This window comes from Bacillus sp. SRL543 (genome assembly GCF_984799205.1).
On record NZ_OZ481794.1, the window covers coordinates 1,893,316 to 1,913,088 of the forward strand.

The 19,773-nt window shown below is 49.1% G+C and carries 19 protein-coding genes; all 19 read left to right on the forward strand.

The features are described 5' to 3' along the window. Window positions 1-154 precede the first annotated feature (154 nt). The 19 genes from AC4E8B_RS09600 (at window position 155) to rnhB (ending at window position 19,767) form a co-directional block, all read left to right on the forward strand. Entirely contained in the window at window positions 155-2,521 is a 2,367-nt protein-coding gene (locus AC4E8B_RS09600) for a DUF8725 domain-containing protein (RefSeq protein WP_490218508.1), read from the forward strand. After that, on the forward strand, window positions 2,521-3,456 hold the full coding sequence (locus tag AC4E8B_RS09605; protein ID WP_490218510.1) for an ABC transporter ATP-binding protein: 936 nt from the start codon (window positions 2,521-2,523) through the stop codon (window positions 3,454-3,456). The genes AC4E8B_RS09600 and AC4E8B_RS09605 overlap by 1 nt, the downstream gene beginning before the upstream one ends. Beyond that, the gene (locus tag AC4E8B_RS09610; protein WP_490218511.1) at window positions 3,453-4,292 is read left to right on the forward strand and encodes an ABC transporter permease; all 840 of its coding nucleotides are present in this window, start codon (window positions 3,453-3,455) and stop codon (window positions 4,290-4,292) included. Before AC4E8B_RS09605 ends, AC4E8B_RS09610 begins: the two co-directional genes overlap by 4 nt. A 13-nt stretch (window positions 4,293-4,305) precedes the next feature. Continuing rightward, entirely contained in the window at window positions 4,306-5,853 is a 1,548-nt protein-coding gene (locus AC4E8B_RS09615; protein ID WP_490218513.1) for a DUF8809 domain-containing protein, read from the forward strand. 5 nt (window positions 5,854-5,858) lie between these two features. Then, window positions 5,859-6,872, forward strand: a complete 1,014-nt coding sequence (locus tag AC4E8B_RS09620) for an AAA family ATPase (RefSeq protein WP_490218515.1) — start codon at window positions 5,859-5,861, stop codon at window positions 6,870-6,872. Then, complete coding sequence (locus tag AC4E8B_RS09625; RefSeq protein ID WP_490218517.1) at window positions 6,865-7,731, forward strand: DUF58 domain-containing protein; 867 nt, start codon at window positions 6,865-6,867, stop codon at window positions 7,729-7,731. The genes AC4E8B_RS09620 and AC4E8B_RS09625 overlap by 8 nt, the downstream gene beginning before the upstream one ends. 11 nt (window positions 7,732-7,742) lie before the next feature. Next, window positions 7,743-9,509: a vWA domain-containing protein gene (locus tag AC4E8B_RS09630; protein WP_490218519.1), complete on the forward strand. Its 1,767-nt coding sequence runs from the start codon at window positions 7,743-7,745 to the stop codon at window positions 9,507-9,509. Next, window positions 9,493-12,267 carry a VWA domain-containing protein gene (locus AC4E8B_RS09635; RefSeq protein WP_490218521.1) on the forward strand — a complete coding sequence of 925 codons (2,775 nt, stop codon included), beginning with the start codon at window positions 9,493-9,495 and terminating at the stop codon, window positions 12,265-12,267. Before AC4E8B_RS09630 ends, AC4E8B_RS09635 begins: the two co-directional genes overlap by 17 nt. 97 nt (window positions 12,268-12,364) lie before the next feature. After that, window positions 12,365-12,697: a putative DNA-binding protein gene (locus AC4E8B_RS09640; RefSeq protein WP_490218523.1), complete on the forward strand. Its 333-nt coding sequence runs from the start codon at window positions 12,365-12,367 to the stop codon at window positions 12,695-12,697. Between the two features lie 12 nt (window positions 12,698-12,709). Next, window positions 12,710-14,059: a signal recognition particle protein gene (gene ffh / locus AC4E8B_RS09645; protein ID WP_490218525.1), complete on the forward strand. Its 1,350-nt coding sequence runs from the start codon at window positions 12,710-12,712 to the stop codon at window positions 14,057-14,059. Window positions 14,060-14,228: 169 nt separating this feature from the next. Beyond that, window positions 14,229-14,501, forward strand: coding sequence for a 30S ribosomal protein S16 (gene rpsP, locus AC4E8B_RS09650; protein ID WP_009795931.1), 273 nt, complete (start codon window positions 14,229-14,231; stop codon window positions 14,499-14,501). An 11-nt stretch (window positions 14,502-14,512) separates the two neighbouring features. Next, entirely contained in the window at window positions 14,513-14,743 is a 231-nt protein-coding gene (locus AC4E8B_RS09655) for a KH domain-containing protein (protein ID WP_490218527.1), read from the forward strand. Between the two features lie 118 nt (window positions 14,744-14,861). Then, the gene (locus AC4E8B_RS09660; protein ID WP_490218528.1) at window positions 14,862-15,248 is read left to right on the forward strand and encodes a YlqD family protein; all 387 of its coding nucleotides are present in this window, start codon (window positions 14,862-14,864) and stop codon (window positions 15,246-15,248) included. 15 nt (window positions 15,249-15,263) lie between these two features. Next, a complete protein-coding gene (gene rimM / locus AC4E8B_RS09665; RefSeq protein WP_490218530.1) occupies window positions 15,264-15,782 on the forward strand; it encodes a ribosome maturation factor RimM in 519 nt (172 codons plus the stop codon). Beyond that, on the forward strand, window positions 15,779-16,528 hold the full coding sequence (gene trmD, locus AC4E8B_RS09670) for a tRNA (guanosine(37)-N1)-methyltransferase TrmD (RefSeq protein ID WP_490218532.1): 750 nt from the start codon (window positions 15,779-15,781) through the stop codon (window positions 16,526-16,528). The genes rimM and trmD overlap by 4 nt, the downstream gene beginning before the upstream one ends. A 129-nt stretch (window positions 16,529-16,657) precedes the next feature. Continuing rightward, the gene (gene rplS, locus AC4E8B_RS09675; RefSeq protein WP_224903403.1) at window positions 16,658-17,002 is read left to right on the forward strand and encodes a 50S ribosomal protein L19; all 345 of its coding nucleotides are present in this window, start codon (window positions 16,658-16,660) and stop codon (window positions 17,000-17,002) included. Between the two features lie 378 nt (window positions 17,003-17,380). Then, window positions 17,381-17,932 (forward strand): signal peptidase I, encoded by a 552-nt coding sequence (gene lepB / locus AC4E8B_RS09680; protein WP_224903407.1) that lies wholly within the window; start codon window positions 17,381-17,383, stop codon window positions 17,930-17,932. A 31-nt stretch (window positions 17,933-17,963) separates the two neighbouring features. Continuing rightward, window positions 17,964-18,836: a ribosome biogenesis GTPase YlqF gene (gene ylqF, locus AC4E8B_RS09685; RefSeq protein ID WP_490218535.1), complete on the forward strand. Its 873-nt coding sequence runs from the start codon at window positions 17,964-17,966 to the stop codon at window positions 18,834-18,836. 166 nt (window positions 18,837-19,002) lie between these two features. Then, window positions 19,003-19,767, forward strand: coding sequence for a ribonuclease HII (gene rnhB, locus AC4E8B_RS09690; RefSeq protein WP_490218537.1), 765 nt, complete (start codon window positions 19,003-19,005; stop codon window positions 19,765-19,767). Window positions 19,768-19,773: the final 6 nt, after the last annotated feature.

Here is a 19,773-nt window from a genome sequence, read left to right on the forward strand (position 1 = left end):
GGGACATCCCGATTTATTTCGTCTATTATACATGAGCCGGCCCAGCTTGCCGGAAAGGCAACATTCTGCAATAGATCTATTTTTCAATAATTGCAAACTTTTGCCGGCTCCTGTTCGTCTATTGTAGTGGAATAAGAATCTGGGGGAGTATTTTTTGCGTATACATACAAAAGCAATCATCGCTGTGATTGCTGCGCTGCTGCTGTTTCTCTTCATAAATCAGCCTGCATCCGCAGCATCATCAGCCATCAGCATTACAGTAGAAGCAGGCCTGGACGGAAAAGTGAAAAGGGGAAAAGGCTTTCCTTTGACGATCCGGGCTGAGAATACCGGGGAGGCTTTCAGTGGAGATCTATTGGTCGATTTCCATCCTTCCTATAACTCCGGCGGGGCCATCAGCATCAAGGCAGATCTGCCGGAGAATTCGGTGAAAACCTTTCATTTAACAATACCAGGCAACTCCGAAGACCACCCGGCATCCTATCAGAACCTTTCTGCGATCCACCTTTACAAAGGGAGCTGGAAGGACGGGAAGAAAGTCAAGTTCTCCGGCGACAGCAAGCTGAAGGCGAAATATCTAGAAGGCGGAGAAATGACAATGGGCATTCTCAGCGAGGATTATGACCGCCTGAAAGAGCTGAGGATCCTGCCCTCCGCAGCGGTGGAGACGCTGGAATTGAAAAAAGAACAGCTGCCTGAAGAGGGGCTCGGACTTGAAATGCTCGACTACCTTCTGATTGACGAATTTGCCGTCTCAGATCTTACAGAGTCGCAGCAAAATGCCATCAAAGAATGGATTAGCAGTGGGGGAATCATGATTGCTGGTGCAGCCCCTGATGCGAGCCAGTCTCTGGGCGCCCTTTATCCGCTTCTGCCGATGAAGCCGGAAACAGAAGGAAAGTCGACTGCCTCCTTTTTAGCGGAAAATGGAGAGAAAGACCTTCCATTCAAGGAGCTCCCTATGTTTTATGGTCCTGTGGAAGAGCAGGCGGAGATTTTGTTCTTAAGCGGAAAAATTCCTGCAGCAGTGAAATCGGATTATGGAAGAGGTACAATCCTGCAGACTCCCTTTTCCCTCGGCGATGAGCCGCTGTCTTCCTGGACAGGCTACAGCAGGTGGTTTGGCGGGGTTCTGCAGTCAGTTCCTGCCCCATCTGCGGCAGGAAGCCAGTACGGACCGGATATTTATGATCCGCTGACTTATGAATTCGCTGAAGCCAATGAATATTTCCCTGCTTCCAGCTTTTCGATCGGCCAGCTTTTGATTCTGCTCATCGGCTATCTAGTTGTTATTGTCCCAATCCTTTATTTTGTTCTCAAAAAACGGGACAAACGCGAGCATGCCTGGTGGATCATCCCTTCCTTGGCCGTGCTGATGTCAGGTGTCATTTTTGGCATCGGGGCGAAAGACAGGCTAGGCCAGCCTCAGGTCAATCAGCTGGGTGTCTATAAAGCGGAGAATGGCCAGCTTGCCGGGATCCAGGCAGCGACCCTGCTTTCAAACACAAGCGGTGAATATGCATTTTCTGTCCCGCGCGGGGAATTTAATGCGATACCAAGCACCCTGAACAGACCGGGCTCAGATCATTCAGGCGGCGGGGTCATCGAACAGAGCCGCAAGGAAACGAAGATCGTTTTCAATGAGGTAGAATACTGGTCGTCAAGGACCATATTCGGCAAATCGCAAACAGACAAAGATGGCAGCCTGAGAGCTGATCTGACGCTGAAGGATAAACAGCTGTCCGGTACAGTAACAAATGGCTATCCATATGACTTTGAAGAGCTTTATATCTGGACCGGCAGCAATAAAATCAAGATTGGCAGCCTGAAAAAAGGAGAAACGCTGAAAGTCGACGAAAAAGTGAAGAATGACTTTCTCACCGCTCCGTATATGTCTGGCTCAGGCTATGGCTATCCGGGCCCAAACCAGGATCTTGACCGGATGAAAAAAGAAAGGCTTGATTATGCTGCATCAGCATTCCTTTTTTCAGGAAGCGGGGCAGCGGAAGGCCCGATGCTTGCCGGAATCACGAGGAACAGTGTCATTGAGGCAGATCTCGTTTCCAAAAAAGAAAAAACCTCAAGCCTGAACCTGATTTTTGAACCATTTGAAGCAATAGTTGATTTTACAGGCCAGTTCTCACTGTCCAATGAGGTGCTAGATACCGACCTGGAGGCAGTTCAGGGCATGGTTTACGAAAAGAACGTCAATGGCAGCAAAGATCAGATGATGGCTGATGATGGGGAATACCAATTCATTGCAGCTCTTCCTGCACAAGTGAAAGCAAAATCCCTGACATTCAGTGAGCTGTCCGTAACGGCGAAGACCAAGTTTGCAGAATACGCCATACTGAACCACGAATCTGGCAAAATGGAGCCGTTCGACTCTAAGCTCACTATCCAGGAAAATATCGGCAGCTATATTGGCAAAGATGGAAAAGTGGTTGTCCGCATTATCAAGACATCGAAGGACCCTCAGATCATGATGCCGAAAATTACGATTAAAGGGGAGGCGTCCTAATGATAGAGATTATTGATTTAACAAAGAGATATGGTAAATTTACCGCCCTTAACAGCCTGAACCTTAAAATTGAAAAAGGGTCGGTATTCGGGTTTGTCGGCCAGAATGGCGCAGGCAAATCGACCACCTTCTCTATTCTGGCGACACTATTGGCTCCTACATCGGGCACCGCCTATGTGAATGGCTATAATGTCGCTAAAGAGCCGAAGATGGTGCGCCGGCAAATTGGCTATATGCCCGACTTTTTTGGTGTTTATGATCAGCTTAAGGCAGAAGAGTATCTGCATTTTTACGGCGCCAGCTATGGGATCGATTTCAAGGAAAGGAAAAAGCTCATTCCACAGCTCCTGGACCTGGTGAATCTGGAGCATAAACGCGATTCTTACGTTGATCTGCTCTCAAGGGGAATGAAGCAGAGGCTGTGTCTGGCAAGGAGCCTTATCCATGACCCGGAAGTCCTGATTCTGGATGAACCGGCTTCAGGGCTGGATCCGCGGGCGCGCGTGGAAATGAGGGAGATATTGAAGGAGCTGAAGAACATGGGGAAGACCATCCTCATCTCCTCCCATATCCTCCCGGAGCTTGCAGAAATGTGCGACACGATCGGGATCATTGATCAAGGGGTGCTGGTAGCTGAGGGGTCAGTCACAGAAATACAGGCAAAGCTGCGCGGCGAAAAACTGATCATGGTGAAAGTCCTTGAGGATGTACATAAAGCCTTTTCATTCTTTGAGGACAATCCCGGGGTGAGCGGGCTGAAGCCCGGGGAAGGGGAAAATTTACTTCAGTTTGTCTATAAAGGCGATGATGCCGGGCAGATTGCCTTGCTGAAAAGTGCGATAGAAGCCGGTCTTTCGATTGCAAGCTTTGCAGAAGCCGAAACTGACCTTGAGGATGTCTTCATGGAAATTACGAAAGGAGTGGAACTTTCATGAAAAATTTCGCCGTCAATCCTGTGCTGAATAAAGAAATAAAACTCCGGTTCCGCTCGTTCAAGAGCTTTCTCGGCGTATTATTTTACCTGCTGGCTTTAGGCGTCATTATTTTGGGCTTCATTTTTATTAATATGCTTTCGAACAGCCAGGGCTATTTTAAGCCTGATCAGAGCAGGGAGATGTTCATTGTGCTGTCCTTCCTGCAGCTTGCCCTGATATTGTTCATTACACCCGGGCTGACAGCAGGGGTCATCAGCAGTGAAAGGGAGAGGCAGACACTAAATATCATGCTGACGACGACGCAGAGCTCCGCGAGCATCATCATCAGCAAGCTCGTATCTGCTATTTCCTTCCTGCTCCTGCTTATCATTGCAAGCCTTCCGCTGTACAGCATCGTATTCCTGTTTGGAGGTGTTTCGCCTGGACAGGTGGCCCTGACACTCGGGTTCTATATCTTTACAATCATGGTTTACGGCAGCCTTGGCGTATTGTTTTCGACCCTGATCAGAAAAACAGTCGTTTCCATGGTTACAACCTATGGGGCAACGCTTTTTCTGGTCGGGGGAACAGCATTTCTGACGATGATATTGATGCAGTTAGGACATATGAATCCAAATGTGCAGACAGACAGCCCGTTTGCTTATTTTACCGCCATGCTGAATCCTGCCATGGTCCTTCTCGGCATTTTTACACCTGACTTTCTGAGGGAGCTTGCCAATGAGACAGGAATTGAATTTCCGCTCTGGATCGCCCACCTGATCGCAAGCTCGGTAATTTTTGTGCTGGCGCTGCTGATCAGCATAAGAAAGCTAAGGCCAAATATGAAAAAAGGATAGGAGTTGTCAGCTTATGGCCAGACAAAACAGGGAGCAGTTCTTTAATCTGCTGAAGCCTGTCCGGCGTCAGCTTCTCTTGAAAGCAGCCCTCAAGGAGCTTCAGCTTCTCCTTTTTTACGGAGGTGCCGCAATTCTTTTCGTCCTGCTTTTGGCGCGGACGGTAGTGATCACAGATCTGCCGGTATATCTTTATGCCGCTGCTGCTGCGTCCCTATTGTTATCTTTCTGCAGATTCTGGATCCGGAAGCCGGGCATTCGGGAGGCCGCTGCCGTTTTCAACTGCTTTGTACCTGATGACAGGGTGCTTACGGCATACTCACTGTTAGACAGCGAGGGGCTGATGGAGCAGCTGCAGCTTGAAGAGGCCTTATCTTTTATGAAGAGGGAACACGAGTCTGTATTGAAACGGAAAAAGCAGTTCTTTTATCCTAAATGGATCCTCGGAGCGATGGCTGTCTTTCTGGCAGTTTCAGCCGCTGCTTATCTTCCCGGCGCAAAATTGGAAGAAGCAAGCCAGCTTGACAAAGAGAAGGAAATTGTAGAATCAGCTGAAGAAGAGCTTTTGGAAAAAGCAGAGAAAGAAAAGGATCCGGAAACACGGAAGCTGATCGAGGAGACGGCAAAGGAAATCAGCAAGCTTGACTCTGCCGCAGAGGCTTTGAAAGAGCTTGAAAAACAGAACAAGTCGCTGGAACTGCAGAAAATGAAGGAACAGGAAAGGCAAAGGAAGCTTGAAGAAGCTAAAAGCCGGCTTAATAATGCCGGGTTAAGCTCCCTTGCAGCTGCCCTCGATGACAAGGATCTGCAAAAAGCCATGGATGAACTGAAGAAACTGCAGAAAAATCCTGCAGAGCTTTCAGATGCCCAAAAAGAGGCGCTCCAGGAGCTGGCTCAAAAGGATGGGCCTTTGACAGATGAAGAGCTTGCCAAACTGGCAGAACAGCTGGAGAAAGCATTAAACTCCTCCGGTGCATTGTCCAGGCTCGCTGCCGCACAGCAGGCAGTCGGCCAGGCAGGGACGAATCTCCATAGCAGGATGTCTGCAAATGGGATGAACCCCGGCCAGCTGGCTCTTTCAGCATCGCCTGGACAGAATAGCACAGGGCAGAATCCTGGCCAGAACGCAGGCAGCGGCGGCCAGCAGCCCGGCAAAGGAAGCTCAGGGAATGGATCCGGAAGCGGTTCAGGGTCGGGTTCAGGTTCAGGCTCGGGTTCAGGCTCGGGTTCAGGCTCGGGTTCAGGTTCAGGGGCTGGCACCGGATCCGGAAGCGGATCTGGAGCCGGCCTTGGCCAGGGCTCGAGGGAGCTCCTGACTGTGCCGGAAAGGATCACAGGCCAGGAGAATACGGAAACTGATTCAGGCCAATTAGGCGAAGGGGGGCCGGCTGAACAGAGCGAAGGAACCGGCCCCATCCTGCGGGGGAGCGCCAGGCCGTACAGCGAAGTCTATGAATCTTATGAAAGATCCTACCGTGAAAGCTCCGAGCGCTACAAGCTTCCTGATGAACTGGCAGAAATCGTAAAGAACTATTTTACAAACATAGATCCTGATGGGGAGTGAGGAATTTGGAATCAATTGAAGAGAAAGCAAACCAATTTACTGAAGCGGCCGCTATCATGCATAAAGTGAAGGAAGAAATCAGGTCGTTTATCGTCGGGCAGGAGGACGTAATCGATCAGGTGCTGTGGAGTATCATTGCCGGCGGCCATGTACTGCTTGAGGGTCTCCCCGGCATGGGGAAGACCATGCTGGTCAAGACGATATCGGAAAGCATGGACCTGAAGTTTTCGCGGATCCAGTTCACTCCGGACCTCATGCCATCCGATATAACGGGAACCATGCTCCTGCAGCCTGACGGGAGCGGGAAACAAGCTTTTGTTTTCCATGAAGGGCCATTATTCGGAAACATCATCCTCGCAGATGAAATCAACCGTGCGACGCCGAAGACACAAAGCTCGCTCCTGGAAGCGATGGGGGAAAAAACAGTGACAATCATGGGTGAGACAAAAATGCTGGACCACCCATTCTTTGTTCTGGCTACGCAGAACCCGATTGATATGGAAGGGACCTATCCGCTTCCGGAAGCACAGCTGGACCGGTTCATATGCAAAATCCAGGTCTCATACCCGACAAAGGAAGAATTGAAAGAGATAGTAATAAGGACGACAGGAACCCGGCCTTCGAGGGTGCAAAAGGCGGCAGCCAAAAAGGAGATATTGGAAATCCAGGCTTTGGCAAAGGAGATTTTAATAGGTGAAGAAATCATAGATGCAGCTGTGTCGATCATTTCAGCCACACATCCAGACTCGCCTGATGCTACGGAAATGGTCAGGCAGTACATCCAGTTTGGGAGCGGGCCAAGGGGACTGCAGAGCCTGATCATGATGGCGAAAGCAAGGGCGATGTCACAGGGAAGATACCATGTTTCTATGGGAGATTTGCGGAAGACAGCGCTCCCGGTGCTCCGCCACCGCCTCATTGTAAACTTTGAAGCTGACAGCAGCGGAATCACGGCAGATGACATCATCCGGGACCTGGCTGAATCCAGGAATCCTGTCTGGGCTGGCCGGCATGCATAACGGAAGCGGGCTTCTTTCCAGGCTGCAGAAAAAGCGCCTGCAGGTCAAAACGAAAAAGCGCGGCGCCCATAAAGGGACAAGGCAGTCCAGCAGCTTCGGATCTTCTCTTGAATTTTCCGATTTCAGGCTCTATCAGCCTGGAGACGATGTCAGGCAAATCGACTGGAATGTCTATGGACGAACGCAAAAGCACTATATCAAACGATTTCTCGATGAACAGGAGATTTCAGCTGCCGTTTATCTGGATGCCTCATCTTCCATGCAAAGCATCGATCAAAGATGGAAGCTTGCAAAAGAACTGGCAGCTTCCTTATGCTATATTGCACTTACAGGAGGCGACCGGCTCTATTTTGCCGCTTTGCCTGCTGGCGGTTCAGCCCCTCTCAGGAAAAAAGGAGCCAATTACAGCAAAAAAGTGTATGCAGAAATCCTTAAGCTGGAAGGTGCCGGAACCAATGCAGGTTTTGCAGAGCACTTGAGCATTTTCCTGCAAAAAAATCAGCAGCTGTCCATCATCATTACCGACACTATGGAGCCGCTCAGTGGTCTTGAGGCGGCAATCAAGAGGATGGGGGCCTTGAAGCAGGATTTCTGGCTGCTGCAGATTCTGGCCCGGGAGGAAGCAGATCCATTATACAGCGGTGATATCAGGCTGATAGACAGCGAAAGCAAAGCTTCGGTAAATGTCAGTATGAATACCGCGATTGCTGCCGGATATAAGAAAAGGCTGGAAGAGCATGGGAGGCAGCTGGAAACGATTTGCAGGAAATATGGCGGGCGGTTTGTATCGATCACTGACGATACGGATATTCAGACCTTATTGCTGCGCATCCTGCCTGGTAAAGGCATGTTGAATTGAGGTGAAACATTATGCTTTTTTTTAACCCGCTCTATTTTTTATTGTGCTTTTTTATCATCGCTTTAATATTATTCTACTTTTTCCGGAAGCAATTTGATGAGAAAATCATTCCTTCCAATATGCTTTGGATGGAGGCTGTGAATGAATGGCAGGCATCTCCCTGGCTGCAGAAGCTTCAGCAGAATCTGCTTTTCTGGCTGCAGCTTCTCGCCCTCCTGCTGCTGATATTTGCGCTGGTGCGGCCTTTTTGGCACAGTGAAGAAATAAAGGGGAGCCGCTTGATATTTGTGGTCGACCCCTCTGCATCCATGCTGGCTGAAAGAGATGGCGACCCGGTTTTCGAGAAGGCAAGGGAGAAGATGCTTTCGCTTGCCGGCAGCCTGTCCGGCCAGGAGGTTACTCTGATAAGAGCCGGGGAAAAGCCGGAAATCCTTCTGTCCGGAGAAAAAGAAAAAGCTGCTGTTAAAAAGTCGATCAGTGCTCTTGAAATCACTTATGAGCATGAAAATATGGCAAAAGCCGTGCAGCTGGCCAATTCTTTGGCAGATGCAGAGAATTCATCCATTTACATATTTACTGACGGACTTGAAAAAGAAGCAGCCGCAGCCCTGGATGAAGGAAATTATACTGAGGTCCATAATTTTGGTGAAGAGGCGCAGAATCTTTCTCTTTTATCTTTTGGTGTTGTCCGGGAAGGGGAGGGGATTGCCGGAGGGGCTGCGGTTGAAAACCAGTCGGCGGAGGAAGCCGCTTTTTCCTTCCGGGTTATATACGAAGACCAGGTACTGTATGAACAAAAAATGGAAATTGAAGCAAATGGGCAATCTGTGATCCAGATTCCCGCCCTCCCCGAGCATCCGTACTATAAAGCAGAAATAAAGGCGGATGATCCTTATCAAGCCGACAATGAGCTGACAGCGATCTATAATGAACAGAGCCGGAAGGTGATCGCCGCAGGCGGCATCAGTCCGTTTGTGCTGAAAGGCTTTGAAACATGGGGCGCGGAACTGGTTCAGGCTGATCCTTCAACGGCTTCCGCCGGAGAAGAAGGAATATACCTTGCAGATGCCGGCAGCCTTAAGATGGCAGAGGGAAGGCCTGCAATCATTTTCAATGCGGAAACTGGCCAGAAAAAGCTGGAAGAACCGCCGGCAGCCGCTAATGACCCGATTCTTGAACATGTGGGAGCAGAAAATATTTTCATAGATTCCTCCTATGAGCCGCTTAAAGGCGATTGGGATACCCTCCTGGAGTCAGGCGGGCGGCCTCTGATCCAGAAAGGGTTACAGAATGGGGTGCCCGCTGTGGTAATCAATTTTGACTTGAGCGACACTGACTGGCCTTTACAGCCGGGGTTCCCGGTCTTCCTGTATAATGCCTATCAGTGGCTGGCCGCCCAGTCTGATTTTCTTGGCTATTTTTCACCGGGGGAAGAGAAGTGGCTCAATGCTGGTGGCGGTTCTGCGGAGTGGGATATTTACAATGATAAAAACGAAAACCTGTATTCACTCGATTTAGCGAAGGAAAACTTTGCTGCCCCCTATAAGCCGGGAGTCTATCAGGCTGCCGCAGGGGAAGAACATTATTTTTTCTCTGTCCTGCTCGATGACAGGGAAAAAGCTGCCAGGCATGCCCCTTCTTTTACGATGAATGACCAAAGCGCTTCAGTTGGCTACAGTGAAATAGAGCAGGATGGACTTTGGTTCTGGCTCGCATTATTCGCGTTCATCCTGATAGCTGCAGAATGGGAGGTGTTCAGGCGTGGGAATAGAATTTAAGCATCCTTATATGCTTTTGCTCATCATCCCTTCTCTGCTCCTTATATTTTTGTTTATCAAGACAGTGAAGGGCGGCGGCAGGGAAAACAGGAAGGAAGCAGCGGTTCTGAGGGCTGCAGTTTTCATTTTGCTTGCCTTGGCGCTTGCTGTCCCTTCAATCAGGCTGCCAGCTCCGGGGAAGCCGGTGGTCTTCATTGCCGACCGCTCTGCCAGTATGCAGGGCAGGGAAGGAGATATGCTCGATTTCATTGAAGCAGGCATCCAGTCCAAAGGCAAGGAAGATTCCTACGCCGTTATATCGGCTGGAGAAGCCGCCGCTGCTGAAAGCTCGCTGGCAAGCATCAAGGGGGAGCTACGGGAATTCAGTACTGACAGCGGAAAGGGGGAAACAAATCTCGAAGCAGGCATCCAGCTGGCTTCGACTCTCATCCCGCAGGAAACCCCGGGGCGGATTGTCCTTCTATCAGACGGGAGGGAAACCGCCGGCAGCAGCCGGGAAGCGGCAAAGCTCCTGAAGAATCGGGGGATCGCGCTTGATTATGTCCTGCTGGACAGCACTGGGAAAGAGGATATGTCCATTTCCAGCCTGGAAGTCCCGCCAGCTTTATATGAAGGTGAAGAAGCATCCATTACAGTTGTGATAGACAGCAATTCTGCAAAAGAAGCTGATTTACGGCTTTCTGTAAACAGCCGGGAAGTCTTGAAAGAAAGAATCACGGTTAAAGAAGGAAAAAACATCTATGCTTTCAAGCACAAAGCGGAAGAAACAGGTTTATCCGCATTCAAGGCTGAAATTTCTGCTGAAGGAGATGGATTCATAGAAAACAATGCCCTACAGTCTGCAGTCAATATTAAAGGGACTCCCAAGGTTCTGATTGTAGAGCAGGAAAAAAGCCAGCTTGAAAACATACTGGACGGATCCGGCCTTCTGGCGGATTCCATCGTGCCGGAAAAGCTTCCTACCTCTCTTTCCGGGTTTCTTCCATATCAGTCCATCATTTTCAATAATGTCCCGGCAACGGTTGTTTCCGAGAATCAGATGATGCTTATCGAAAAGGCTGTAAAGGAATTCGGCTCCGGCTTTATTATGGCAGGAGGAGAGAACAGCTTCGGGCTTGGGGGCTATTTCAAGACTCCCATCGAAAAGCTGCTGCCTGTCAACATGGATATTAAAGGGAAGAAGGAAATGCCCTCCTTCGGCCTTATGATTGTTATGGACCGTTCCGGAAGCATGGCAGGGAACAAGCTGGAGCTGGCCAAAGAGGCGGCAGCAAGATCTGTTGAACTGCTGCGGGAAAAAGATACACTTGGATTCATAGCATTTGATGACCGCCCTTGGGTTATCGTGGAAACCGGACCGCTTGACAATAAAAAAGAGGCTGTGGATAAAATCGGCTCCGTCACTCCAGGGGGAGGCACGGAAATCTTCCCTTCCCTAGAAAAGGCGTACGAAGAACTGGAGAACCTTAAGCTTCAGCGGAAGCATATCATCCTCCTGACAGACGGGCAGTCTGCCCGGAGCGCGGATTATGAAAGCATGATAGAAACCGGGAAAGAAAACAATATTACTCTATCAGCGGTGGCGCTTGGAAGCGACGCCGACCGGAATCTGCTGGAGGAGCTGGCTTCGCTCGGGACCGGGCGCTTCTATGATGTCACGGACTCCTCGGTGATCCCGAGCATTCTATCAAGGGAAACCGTCATGGCGACGAGAACATATATCGAAGATAATCCTTTTTATCCATCTTTGCAGCCGTATCCGGAATGGGGCGATTTCTTTGCAGGCGGCGTTCCGCAGATGAATGCCTATATTGCTTCTGAAGCCAAACAGGGTGCAGAGGTTCCTCTTCTCAGTGAGAAAGAAGATCCAATCCTTGCTGAATGGCAGTATGGCATCGGGCATACGATCGCCTTTACATCGGATATAAGCGGAAAATGGTCGGGGGACTGGGCCCGCTGGGAAAAGTGGCCGCAGTTCATCAATAAACTCGCCAGCATTTCTCTCCCAAAATACGAGAGCGAACCTTTCAGCCTTTCGGTCCGGAGAGACAACGAAGAAACGGTTGTTTTGCTTGAAGGAAGCAGCAAAGCTGCCCTGCCGGCAGAAATAGCTGTTGTTTCAGATAAAGGGAAAAAAATCGATGCCAGCACTAAACTGGCTGCTCCTGGCAAGTACGAAATTAAAATGCCGTCAGAGCCTGGCATGTTTTATGTCAACATCAGCCAGAAAACCGCATCAGGAGAAACGGCGGCCTATAAAACAGGCTTTACTCTCCCTTATTCAGAAGAATATTTAATGCAAAAAGAAAATGAAGGGCTTCTTAAGGAGATATCATCTTTAACTGGCGGAAAGCGGCTGAACAATGGCCAGGAAGCATTCCGTCCGCTTGAGGCAGGAAGCTTTGAAAAAACCGCAATCAGCGAATGGCTCCTCCTCGCGGCGTTCCTGCTCTTCTTTGCCGAGATAGCGGCCAGGAGGTTCGGGCTGAAGCTGGTTCCGGACAGACGAAGGACTAAAAAGGCTGCAGGGGCCGATAGAAGCAGGCCATTAGAGAAAACAGCCACAGCCAAGCGGATGGCGGCTGACCGGCAGAAAGGTGTCCAGGTTCCGGAATCCCGCGCTCAGGAAGCAGAACCCGCCGGGCGGCAGACTGAGGTCCGGAAACCTAAAGGACGCTCCGGAGAAACAAGCATCAGCCCGGATGAGCGGGAAGAGAGGATGAAGCGCCTTTTGGAAGCCAAAAAGAGGAAAAGCTGACAAAGCCCGCAGAGCCCGGATTTCCTTGACAGGAATTGTGGTTGTGTGTAAACTGATTTATTGTAAAGGCTTTTCACTTAACAAGGGGGAATGAGCTATGCTGGAGAAGACGACGAGGATGAATTATTTGTATGATTTTTATCAGTCGTTGTTGACGCCGAAGCAGAGCAGCTATATGTCCCTATACTATCTGGATGATTATTCCCTCGGGGAGATTGCCGAGGAATATGACGTCAGCCGGCAGGCGGTGTACGACAATATTAAGCGTACAGAAGCGATGCTGGAGGAATATGAAGAAAAGCTGCTGTTATTTCAGAAATTTCAACAGCGCAGCATACTTATTCGTGAAATGAAAACTTTTCTTGAAGAAGGAAGCCCTTCCCGTCAAAGCTTGATGGAAGCAGTGGCTGAGCTAGAGAAATTAGATTAGGAGGCGGCGTTTATGGCATTTGAAGGATTAGCCGACCGACTGCAAAATACAATACAGAAGATCCGCGGCAAAGGGAAAGTAACCGAAGCGGATGTCAAAGAAATGATGCGTGAAGTCCGCCTTGCCCTTCTGGAAGCTGACGTTAACTTTAAAGTTGTCAAAGAGTTTGTGAAAAAGGTCAGCGAACGTTCAATCGGTCAGGAAGTTTTAAAAAGTCTAACACCGGGACAGCAGGTCATAAAGGTCGTTAAAGAGGAGCTTACCGAGCTGATGGGCGGGGAGCAGAGCAAAATTGCCGTGTCAAACCGTCCGCCGACTGTGATCATGATGGTCGGTCTTCAGGGGGCCGGTAAAACGACCACCACAGGGAAGCTTGCCAACCTGCTCCGGAAAAAGCATAACCGCAATCCGCTGCTGGTGGCTGCGGACATCTACCGTCCGGCTGCCATCAAGCAGCTTGAAACGCTTGGCAAACAGATCAATATGCCTGTATTTTCGCTCGGCGACCAGGTATCGCCTGTTGAGATAGCAAGGCAGGCCATCGCCAAGGCGAAGGAAGACCATCATGATTATGTGCTGATCGATACGGCTGGGCGCCTTCATGTGGATGAAGCCCTCATGGATGAGCTCAAAGAAATCAAAGAGCTTTCAAATCCGGATGAAATCTTCCTTGTCGTTGACGCGATGACAGGGCAGGATGCCGTGAATGTCGCCCAGAGCTTCAATGAGCAGCTGGGATTGACAGGCGTTGTCCTCACAAAGCTTGACGGCGATACGCGCGGTGGTGCTGCGCTGTCCATCCGTTCCGTTACCAGTACGCCGATCAAATTCGTCGGACTCGGGGAAAAGATGGATGCGATTGAAGCCTTCCATCCGGAAAGAATGGCCTCCCGGATACTTGGGATGGGAGATGTTCTCACCCTGATCGAGAAGGCCCAATCCAACGTTGATGAAGAAAAGGCCAAAGAGCTCGAAAAGAAAATGCGGACAGCTTCCTTTACCTTTGATGACTTCCTTGACCAGCTGGGCCAGGTCCGCAGTATGGGGCCGCTGGATGAAATCCTGAAAATGATGCCCGGTGCCAACAAAATCAAGGGGCTCAATAACATGCAGATCGACGAAAAGCAGATCGCGCATGTAGAGGCCATCATCAAATCGATGACAAAAGAAGAAAAGACGCATCCGGAAATCATCAACTCGAACCGCCGGAAGAGGATTGCGAAGGGCAGCGGCAGGACCGTGCCCGAAGTGAACCGTCTCCTCAAGCAGTTCGAGGATATGAAAAAAATGATGAAGCAGATGACAGGAATTCAGCAAAAGGGCAAGAAAAAAGGCTTCAAGCTGCCTTTCAATCCGTTTTAAGATTTGTCATTCTGCGCCTGGAAATAGTGTCCCCGCGTGCTTTAAAGCACAGGGAAACAGCCGTGGAAATCAAGTTTTTATAACATGTAAAGAAAAAACACTTTACAAACCATTTATCTATTGATATTATACTATCTTGTGTGAAACTATTCGGAGGTGCTTATTTAACATGGCAGTAAAAATTCGCTTAAAACGTATGGGAGCTAAAAAATCCCCTTTCTATCGTATTGTAGTAGCAGATTCTCGTTCTCCTCGTGACGGACGATTCATTGAAACAGTTGGAACTTACAATCCAGTTGCACAGCCTGCTAAGGTTGAAATCAACGAAGAGCTTGCTCTTAAATGGATGAACGATGGCGCTAAGCCTTCTGACACAGTACGCAACCTGTTCTCTAAAGAAGGCATTATGGAGAAATTCCATAACGCTAAGAACGGCAAGTAATTCTGTTCGTGATGAAAGAGCTTATCGAAACGATCGTTAAGCCCCTGGTTGATTTTCCCGAAGACGTCCGGGTGGATGTCCGGGAAGATGACCACCGCGTTACCTATCAGCTTTCTGTCAACAAGAATGACATGGGAAAAGTGATCGGGAAGCAAGGGCGCGTCGCTAAATCGATACGGACTGTTGTATATGCAGCAGGATCATCACAGCAAAAAAGAATTTTCATGGAAATAACTGAATGAGCCTTTCCCGAGGCATAGCCGGAGGAATTAGAAAAAGGAGGGGGATCCCCTCCTTTTTTTCCCATTCAGAAGCTTTTATAAGTAGGTTCGGTACCAGGATGCTGAAGGAGGCTTAAGGGTGAAAATACTTCAAACCGCCACAGTAAAACAGATTCTAACCGAAAAAAGCAAAAGGAAGCTTCTTGAAACTTATATGGAAAGAAAAACGCAGCTTTTAAAAGAATGCGAACAGCTTCGCTTTGAAGCGAAAAAGATAGAGAAGTCGAAAAAGTTCCAGCAGGCAAGCCTGACTGCCAATTTTGAAAAAGAAACAGGCAGGCGCAAAGAAAAGATCAAGCTGCTGGAGTTTCAAATCGAACAACTACATATGCTACCATTAGGCAGTGAACTGAAGGAAAAAGAAGTTCAGGCTGTCGTGGAGATCGGCATTGGCGACGCCTGGGATGAGGTATCCGCAAACAAAACCATCATCATTGAAGATGGAATCGTAAAAGAAATACGCTAGAGGTGATCGGCAAAGATGGAAAAGTGGTTCAATGTAGGCAAGATTGTCAATACACATGGTGTCAGGGGCGAAGTCAGGGTCGTATCGCGCACCGATTTTCCGGAAGAGCGCTATAAGGCCGGACGCCATTTGTTTTTGTTTATGGCCGGATCAAAGGAACCGGTGAAGCTGACAGTAAAAACACACAGACAGCATAAATCGTTTGATCTGCTGACGTTTGAAGGCCTTGACGGCTTGAATGAAGCCGAAAAGCTTAAAGGCGGCATATTGAAGGTTTCTGAAGATCAGCTGGTGCAGCTTGAGGAGAATGAATACTATTTCCATGAAATCCTCGGCTGTACAGTCAAAACGATTGATGAAGCGGAAATAGGGGAAATAACGGAAATCCTGACTCCTGGCGCCAATGATGTATGGGTGGTCAGCAAAAAGGGACAGAAAGATATTTTGATCCCTTATATCGAGGAAGTTGTCAAAAAAGTGGATGTGAAAGAAAAAACCGTCATCATTGAACCGATGGAAGGCTTGCTGTCATGATGAAGATCGATGTACTAACTTTATTTCCTGAGATGTTCGGCGGTGTTTTCGGCCACAGCATCCTGAAGAAGGCAGAAGAAAATAATGCCGTCAGCTACAATGTCGTCAATTTCAGGGACTATGCCGACAACAAGCATAAAACGGTCGATGATTATCCTTATGGCGGGGGAGCCGGCATGGTGCTGAAGCCCCAGCCGATATTTGACGCGGTTGCGGACTTAAAGGTCAACGCAGGCGGCGGGGAGCCGAGAGTGGTCCTCCTATGCCCCCAGGGTGAGCGGTATACCCAGAAAAAGGCGGAGGAGCTTTCATCCCTCGATCATTTGATTTTTGTGTGCGGCCATTATGAAGGCTACGATGAACGGATAAGGGAGCATCTTGTGACAGATGAAATCTCCATCGGCGATTTCGTGCTTACCGGGGGTGAGCTGGGGGCTATGGTGCTGATTGACAGCATCGTCCGCCTTCTCCCGGGTGTACTCGGAAATGAAGAGTCCCATATGAAGGATTCGTTCAGCACCGGATTTCTGGAGCATCCGCATTATACACGGCCGGCGGACTTCAGGGGGATGAAGGTGCCTGATATCTTGACCTCAGGCAATCACCGCCTTGTTGATGAGTGGAGGATGAAAGAGTCTTTGAAAAGGACCTATCTCCGCCGCCCGGATCTGTTTGAAGAAGCAGAGCTGACAAAAGAGCAGGCCCGCCTTCTTGAAGAAATAAAAAAAGAGCATATTAGCTATTGATGACAGGCGCTGTTTATGTTATGATAGTTTTTGTGGCTTGGGCTGATTGATCGGCCTGGTCTTATAACGATGTTCCGCTGCAATAAAGAAAGTCTGTGCAAGAGCATCTGTTGGAAGGAGTTGAAAACGATGCATAAATTAATCGAAGAAATTACAAAAGAACAGCTTCGCGCTGATGTTCCTGCGTTCCGTCCTGGTGATACTGTACGTGTACACGTTAAAGTTATCGAGGGTACACGTGAACGTGTTCAGGTGTATGAAGGTGTTGTAATTAAGCGTCGTGGTGGTGGAATCAGCGAAACTTTTACAGTACGTAAAGTTTCTTATGGTGTAGGCGTTGAGCGTACATTCCCTGTACACACACCAAAAATTGCGAAGCTTGAAGTTATCCGCCGCGGTAAAGTACGCCGTGCGAAACTTTACTACCTGCGTAACCTGCGCGGTAAAAAAGCTCGTATCAAAGAAATCCGATAATAGTAAAGCGGCGGTGCTCTCTGCATCGCCAATTGCGAAGAAGGAGCTTGTATATCAAGCTCCTTTTTCACATGAAAGCGTTAAGTATGACGTGCTAATCAGCCGGATCCGGCCTTGGCCAAACTCGGCGCCAGCCGGGTTTTTTCGTTTTGCTTTTTTTCACCCGATCTCCTTATGCAGCCGAACGGGCTGACTTCCGGATTATCTCAGGCTCTGGAAGTGCCGGGGGCTTAAATGGCAGAAAATAGGCCAATACTAGGAATTATACATCCCATCGTGTTTATTGCAGTGAGAAAATGTCAATGTAAAGAATGAATCATGCAAATTATCAGTATGACGCTGGATTATATTTTTTAGCAGAGATTGGTGGGAACAAACATGGGAAAGAGCAAGAGTGAATTCTGGGAATGGACAAAGGCGCTGATCATCGCTGTGCTGCTCGCGGCCGTCATCCGTTATTTCTTATTCGCCCCGATTGTGGTGGATGGGCTGTCGATGATGCCTACGCTGCATGATACGGACAGGATGATCGTAAATAAGTTCTCATATAAACTTGGCGAACCAAAGAGATTTGACATCATCGTCTTCCACGCCCCGGAAAATAAGGATTACATAAAAAGGGTGATCGGTCTGCCGGGTGACAGGATCGAATACAAAGATGATATCTTATATGTAAATGGCGAAGCGGTCGAGGAGCCGTATCTTGATGAATACAAGAAAGAGGTCATCGATGGGCCGCTGACAGAGCCTTTTACACTTGAAGATAAAATCGGGCAGGAGACAGTGCCTGAGGGCCATCTCTTTGTAATGGGCGATAACCGGCGCTACAGCAAGGACAGCCGCCATATCGGCACCATCCCGATGGAGAAGGTACTGGGAGATACAAACATCATCTATTGGCCTCTCGAGGATTTCCGCATCGTAAAATAGCAATTATTATGAGTCAGAAAGGGTGGCAGCCTTGACAATACAATGGTTTCCAGGGCATATGGCAAAAGCCCGCAGGCAAGTCACAGAAAAGCTGAAGCTTGTTGATATTATTTTTGAGCTTGTTGACGCGCGCCTGCCGCAGTCTTCAAGAAATCCGATGATCGACGAAATCATCCAGCATAAACCGAGGCTTGTGCTCCTGAATAAGGCCGATATGGCAGATAAAGAAGCCACAAGGGCATGGATCCGCTATTTTAGCGATAAAGGGATCAAAGCGCTGGCCATCAACTCACAGGCAGGATCCGGCATGAAGGATATCTCCTCTGCAGCGCAGGAAATATTGAAGGAAAAGTTTGACCGGATGAGAGCGAAAGGTGTAAAGCCCAGGGCGATCAGGGGAATGATCGTCGGAATCCCGAACGTCGGAAAGTCAACGCTCATCAATCGCCTGGCAAAGAAAAATATTGCCAAAACAGGGAATATGCCAGGGGTGACGAAGGCCCAGCAGTGGATCAAGGCCGGCAAGGAAATGGAACTCCTGGATACACCGGGAATTTTATGGCCGAAATTTGAAGACCAGGAAGTGGGCCTCAAGCTGGCTCTATCAGGAGCGATAAAAGATACGCTATTAAACCTGCATGATATTGCCATTTATGCACTGAAGTTTCTTGAAAAGCACTATCCTGGAAGGCTGCTGGAAAGATACAGCCTTGAAGAGTTCCCTGCGGAAGCGGTAGAAGCCTTTGATAAAATCGGAAGGCTGAGGGGCTGCTTAATGGGCGGGGGCGAAGTCGATTATGATAAAGTCGCAGAGCTGATCATCCGGGAAATCCGGACAGAGAAGCTTGGGCCTCTATCATTTGAGCATCCATCAGATTTTGCAGCCGGCGGAGAGAAAGAATAACACCGCTTAGATTTGCCCGCTATAAGGGCAGGAAAAATGTTAAAATAAGATAGCAGCAAAAAATAAAGGCCCTGCATGGGGCCTTTATTTTTTGAAGTTGAATTTCCGGAATGGCGGCCGCTTACAGGTGCCCTTCCTTCTACATAACAGCATAAGGGTGGATGAAATGAAACAGCTTACAATCAGCGAAATCAGTGATAAGCTGAAGGATCTGAAAGACAGCAGGGACCCATTGATCGGGGAGCTTAAAGCAGATGGGCGCAAAGGGGTCCAGCAGCTGCTTACGAGATGGGACAAGAAAAGGGCCGAGGAGGCCAGGCTATACGAACGGCACCAGGAAATGACCGTTTATGAACGGAGGCTGAGGAACAGCGGCTGGACCTTGATTGCAGGTACGGATGAAGCAGGCAGGGGGCCGCTGGCCGGGCCTGTCATCGCAGCCGCGGTCATATTGCCTGAAGGGTTCTATCTTCCGGGCCTTGATGACTCCAAGAAGCTGTCTGAAGCAAAGAGGGACGAGTTTTACAAAATAATCATGTCCGGCGCCGCTGCTGTCGGAGTGGGCCGGATCGGGGCTGGGGAAATCGACCGGATTAACATCCTTCAAGCTTCCAGGAAAGCAATGCTCCTGGCTTTGGCAGATATGGGAAGCACACCGGACTATTTATTGACAGATGCGGTCGATTTGGATGTCCCCTATCCGGCAGAGGCAGTCATAAAAGGGGACAGCAAGAGTGTGACAATCGCTGCTGCCTCTGTCATAGCCAAGGTGACGAGGGACCGGTATATGAGGGAGCTTGACGGACTGCACCCGCAATACGGCTTCGGACAGCATATGGGCTATGGTACCCGGCAGCATCTTGAAGCGATTGAAAAGCATGGGATTATAAGTGAGCATCGAAAAAGCTTTGCCCCGATCAAGGGCATATAGTAGAGG

Excerpts from the sequence above, each read along its gene's own strand:
- AC4E8B_RS09605 (WP_490218510.1), top strand. The coding sequence starts at position 2,521 with ATGATAGAGATTATTGATTTAACAAAGAGATATGGTAAATTTACCGCC.
- AC4E8B_RS09610 (WP_490218511.1), top strand. The coding sequence starts at position 3,453 with ATGAAAAATTTCGCCGTCAATCCTGTGCTGAATAAAGAAATAAAACTC.
- AC4E8B_RS09615 (WP_490218513.1), top strand. The coding sequence starts at position 4,306 with ATGGCCAGACAAAACAGGGAGCAGTTCTTTAATCTGCTGAAGCCTGTC.
- AC4E8B_RS09625 (WP_490218517.1), top strand. The coding sequence starts at position 6,865 with ATGCATAACGGAAGCGGGCTTCTTTCCAGGCTGCAGAAAAAGCGCCTG.
- AC4E8B_RS09630 (WP_490218519.1), top strand. The coding sequence starts at position 7,743 with ATGCTTTTTTTTAACCCGCTCTATTTTTTATTGTGCTTTTTTATCATC.
- AC4E8B_RS09640 (WP_490218523.1), top strand. The coding sequence starts at position 12,365 with ATGCTGGAGAAGACGACGAGGATGAATTATTTGTATGATTTTTATCAG.
- ffh (WP_490218525.1), top strand. The coding sequence starts at position 12,710 with ATGGCATTTGAAGGATTAGCCGACCGACTGCAAAATACAATACAGAAG.
- rpsP (WP_009795931.1), top strand. The coding sequence starts at position 14,229 with ATGGCAGTAAAAATTCGCTTAAAACGTATGGGAGCTAAAAAATCCCCT.
- AC4E8B_RS09655 (WP_490218527.1), top strand. The coding sequence starts at position 14,513 with ATGAAAGAGCTTATCGAAACGATCGTTAAGCCCCTGGTTGATTTTCCC.
- rimM (WP_490218530.1), top strand. The coding sequence starts at position 15,264 with ATGGAAAAGTGGTTCAATGTAGGCAAGATTGTCAATACACATGGTGTC.
- trmD (WP_490218532.1), top strand. The coding sequence starts at position 15,779 with ATGATGAAGATCGATGTACTAACTTTATTTCCTGAGATGTTCGGCGGT.
- rplS (WP_224903403.1), top strand. The coding sequence starts at position 16,658 with ATGCATAAATTAATCGAAGAAATTACAAAAGAACAGCTTCGCGCTGAT.
- lepB (WP_224903407.1), top strand. The coding sequence starts at position 17,381 with ATGGGAAAGAGCAAGAGTGAATTCTGGGAATGGACAAAGGCGCTGATC.
- rnhB (WP_490218537.1), top strand. The coding sequence starts at position 19,003 with ATGAAACAGCTTACAATCAGCGAAATCAGTGATAAGCTGAAGGATCTG.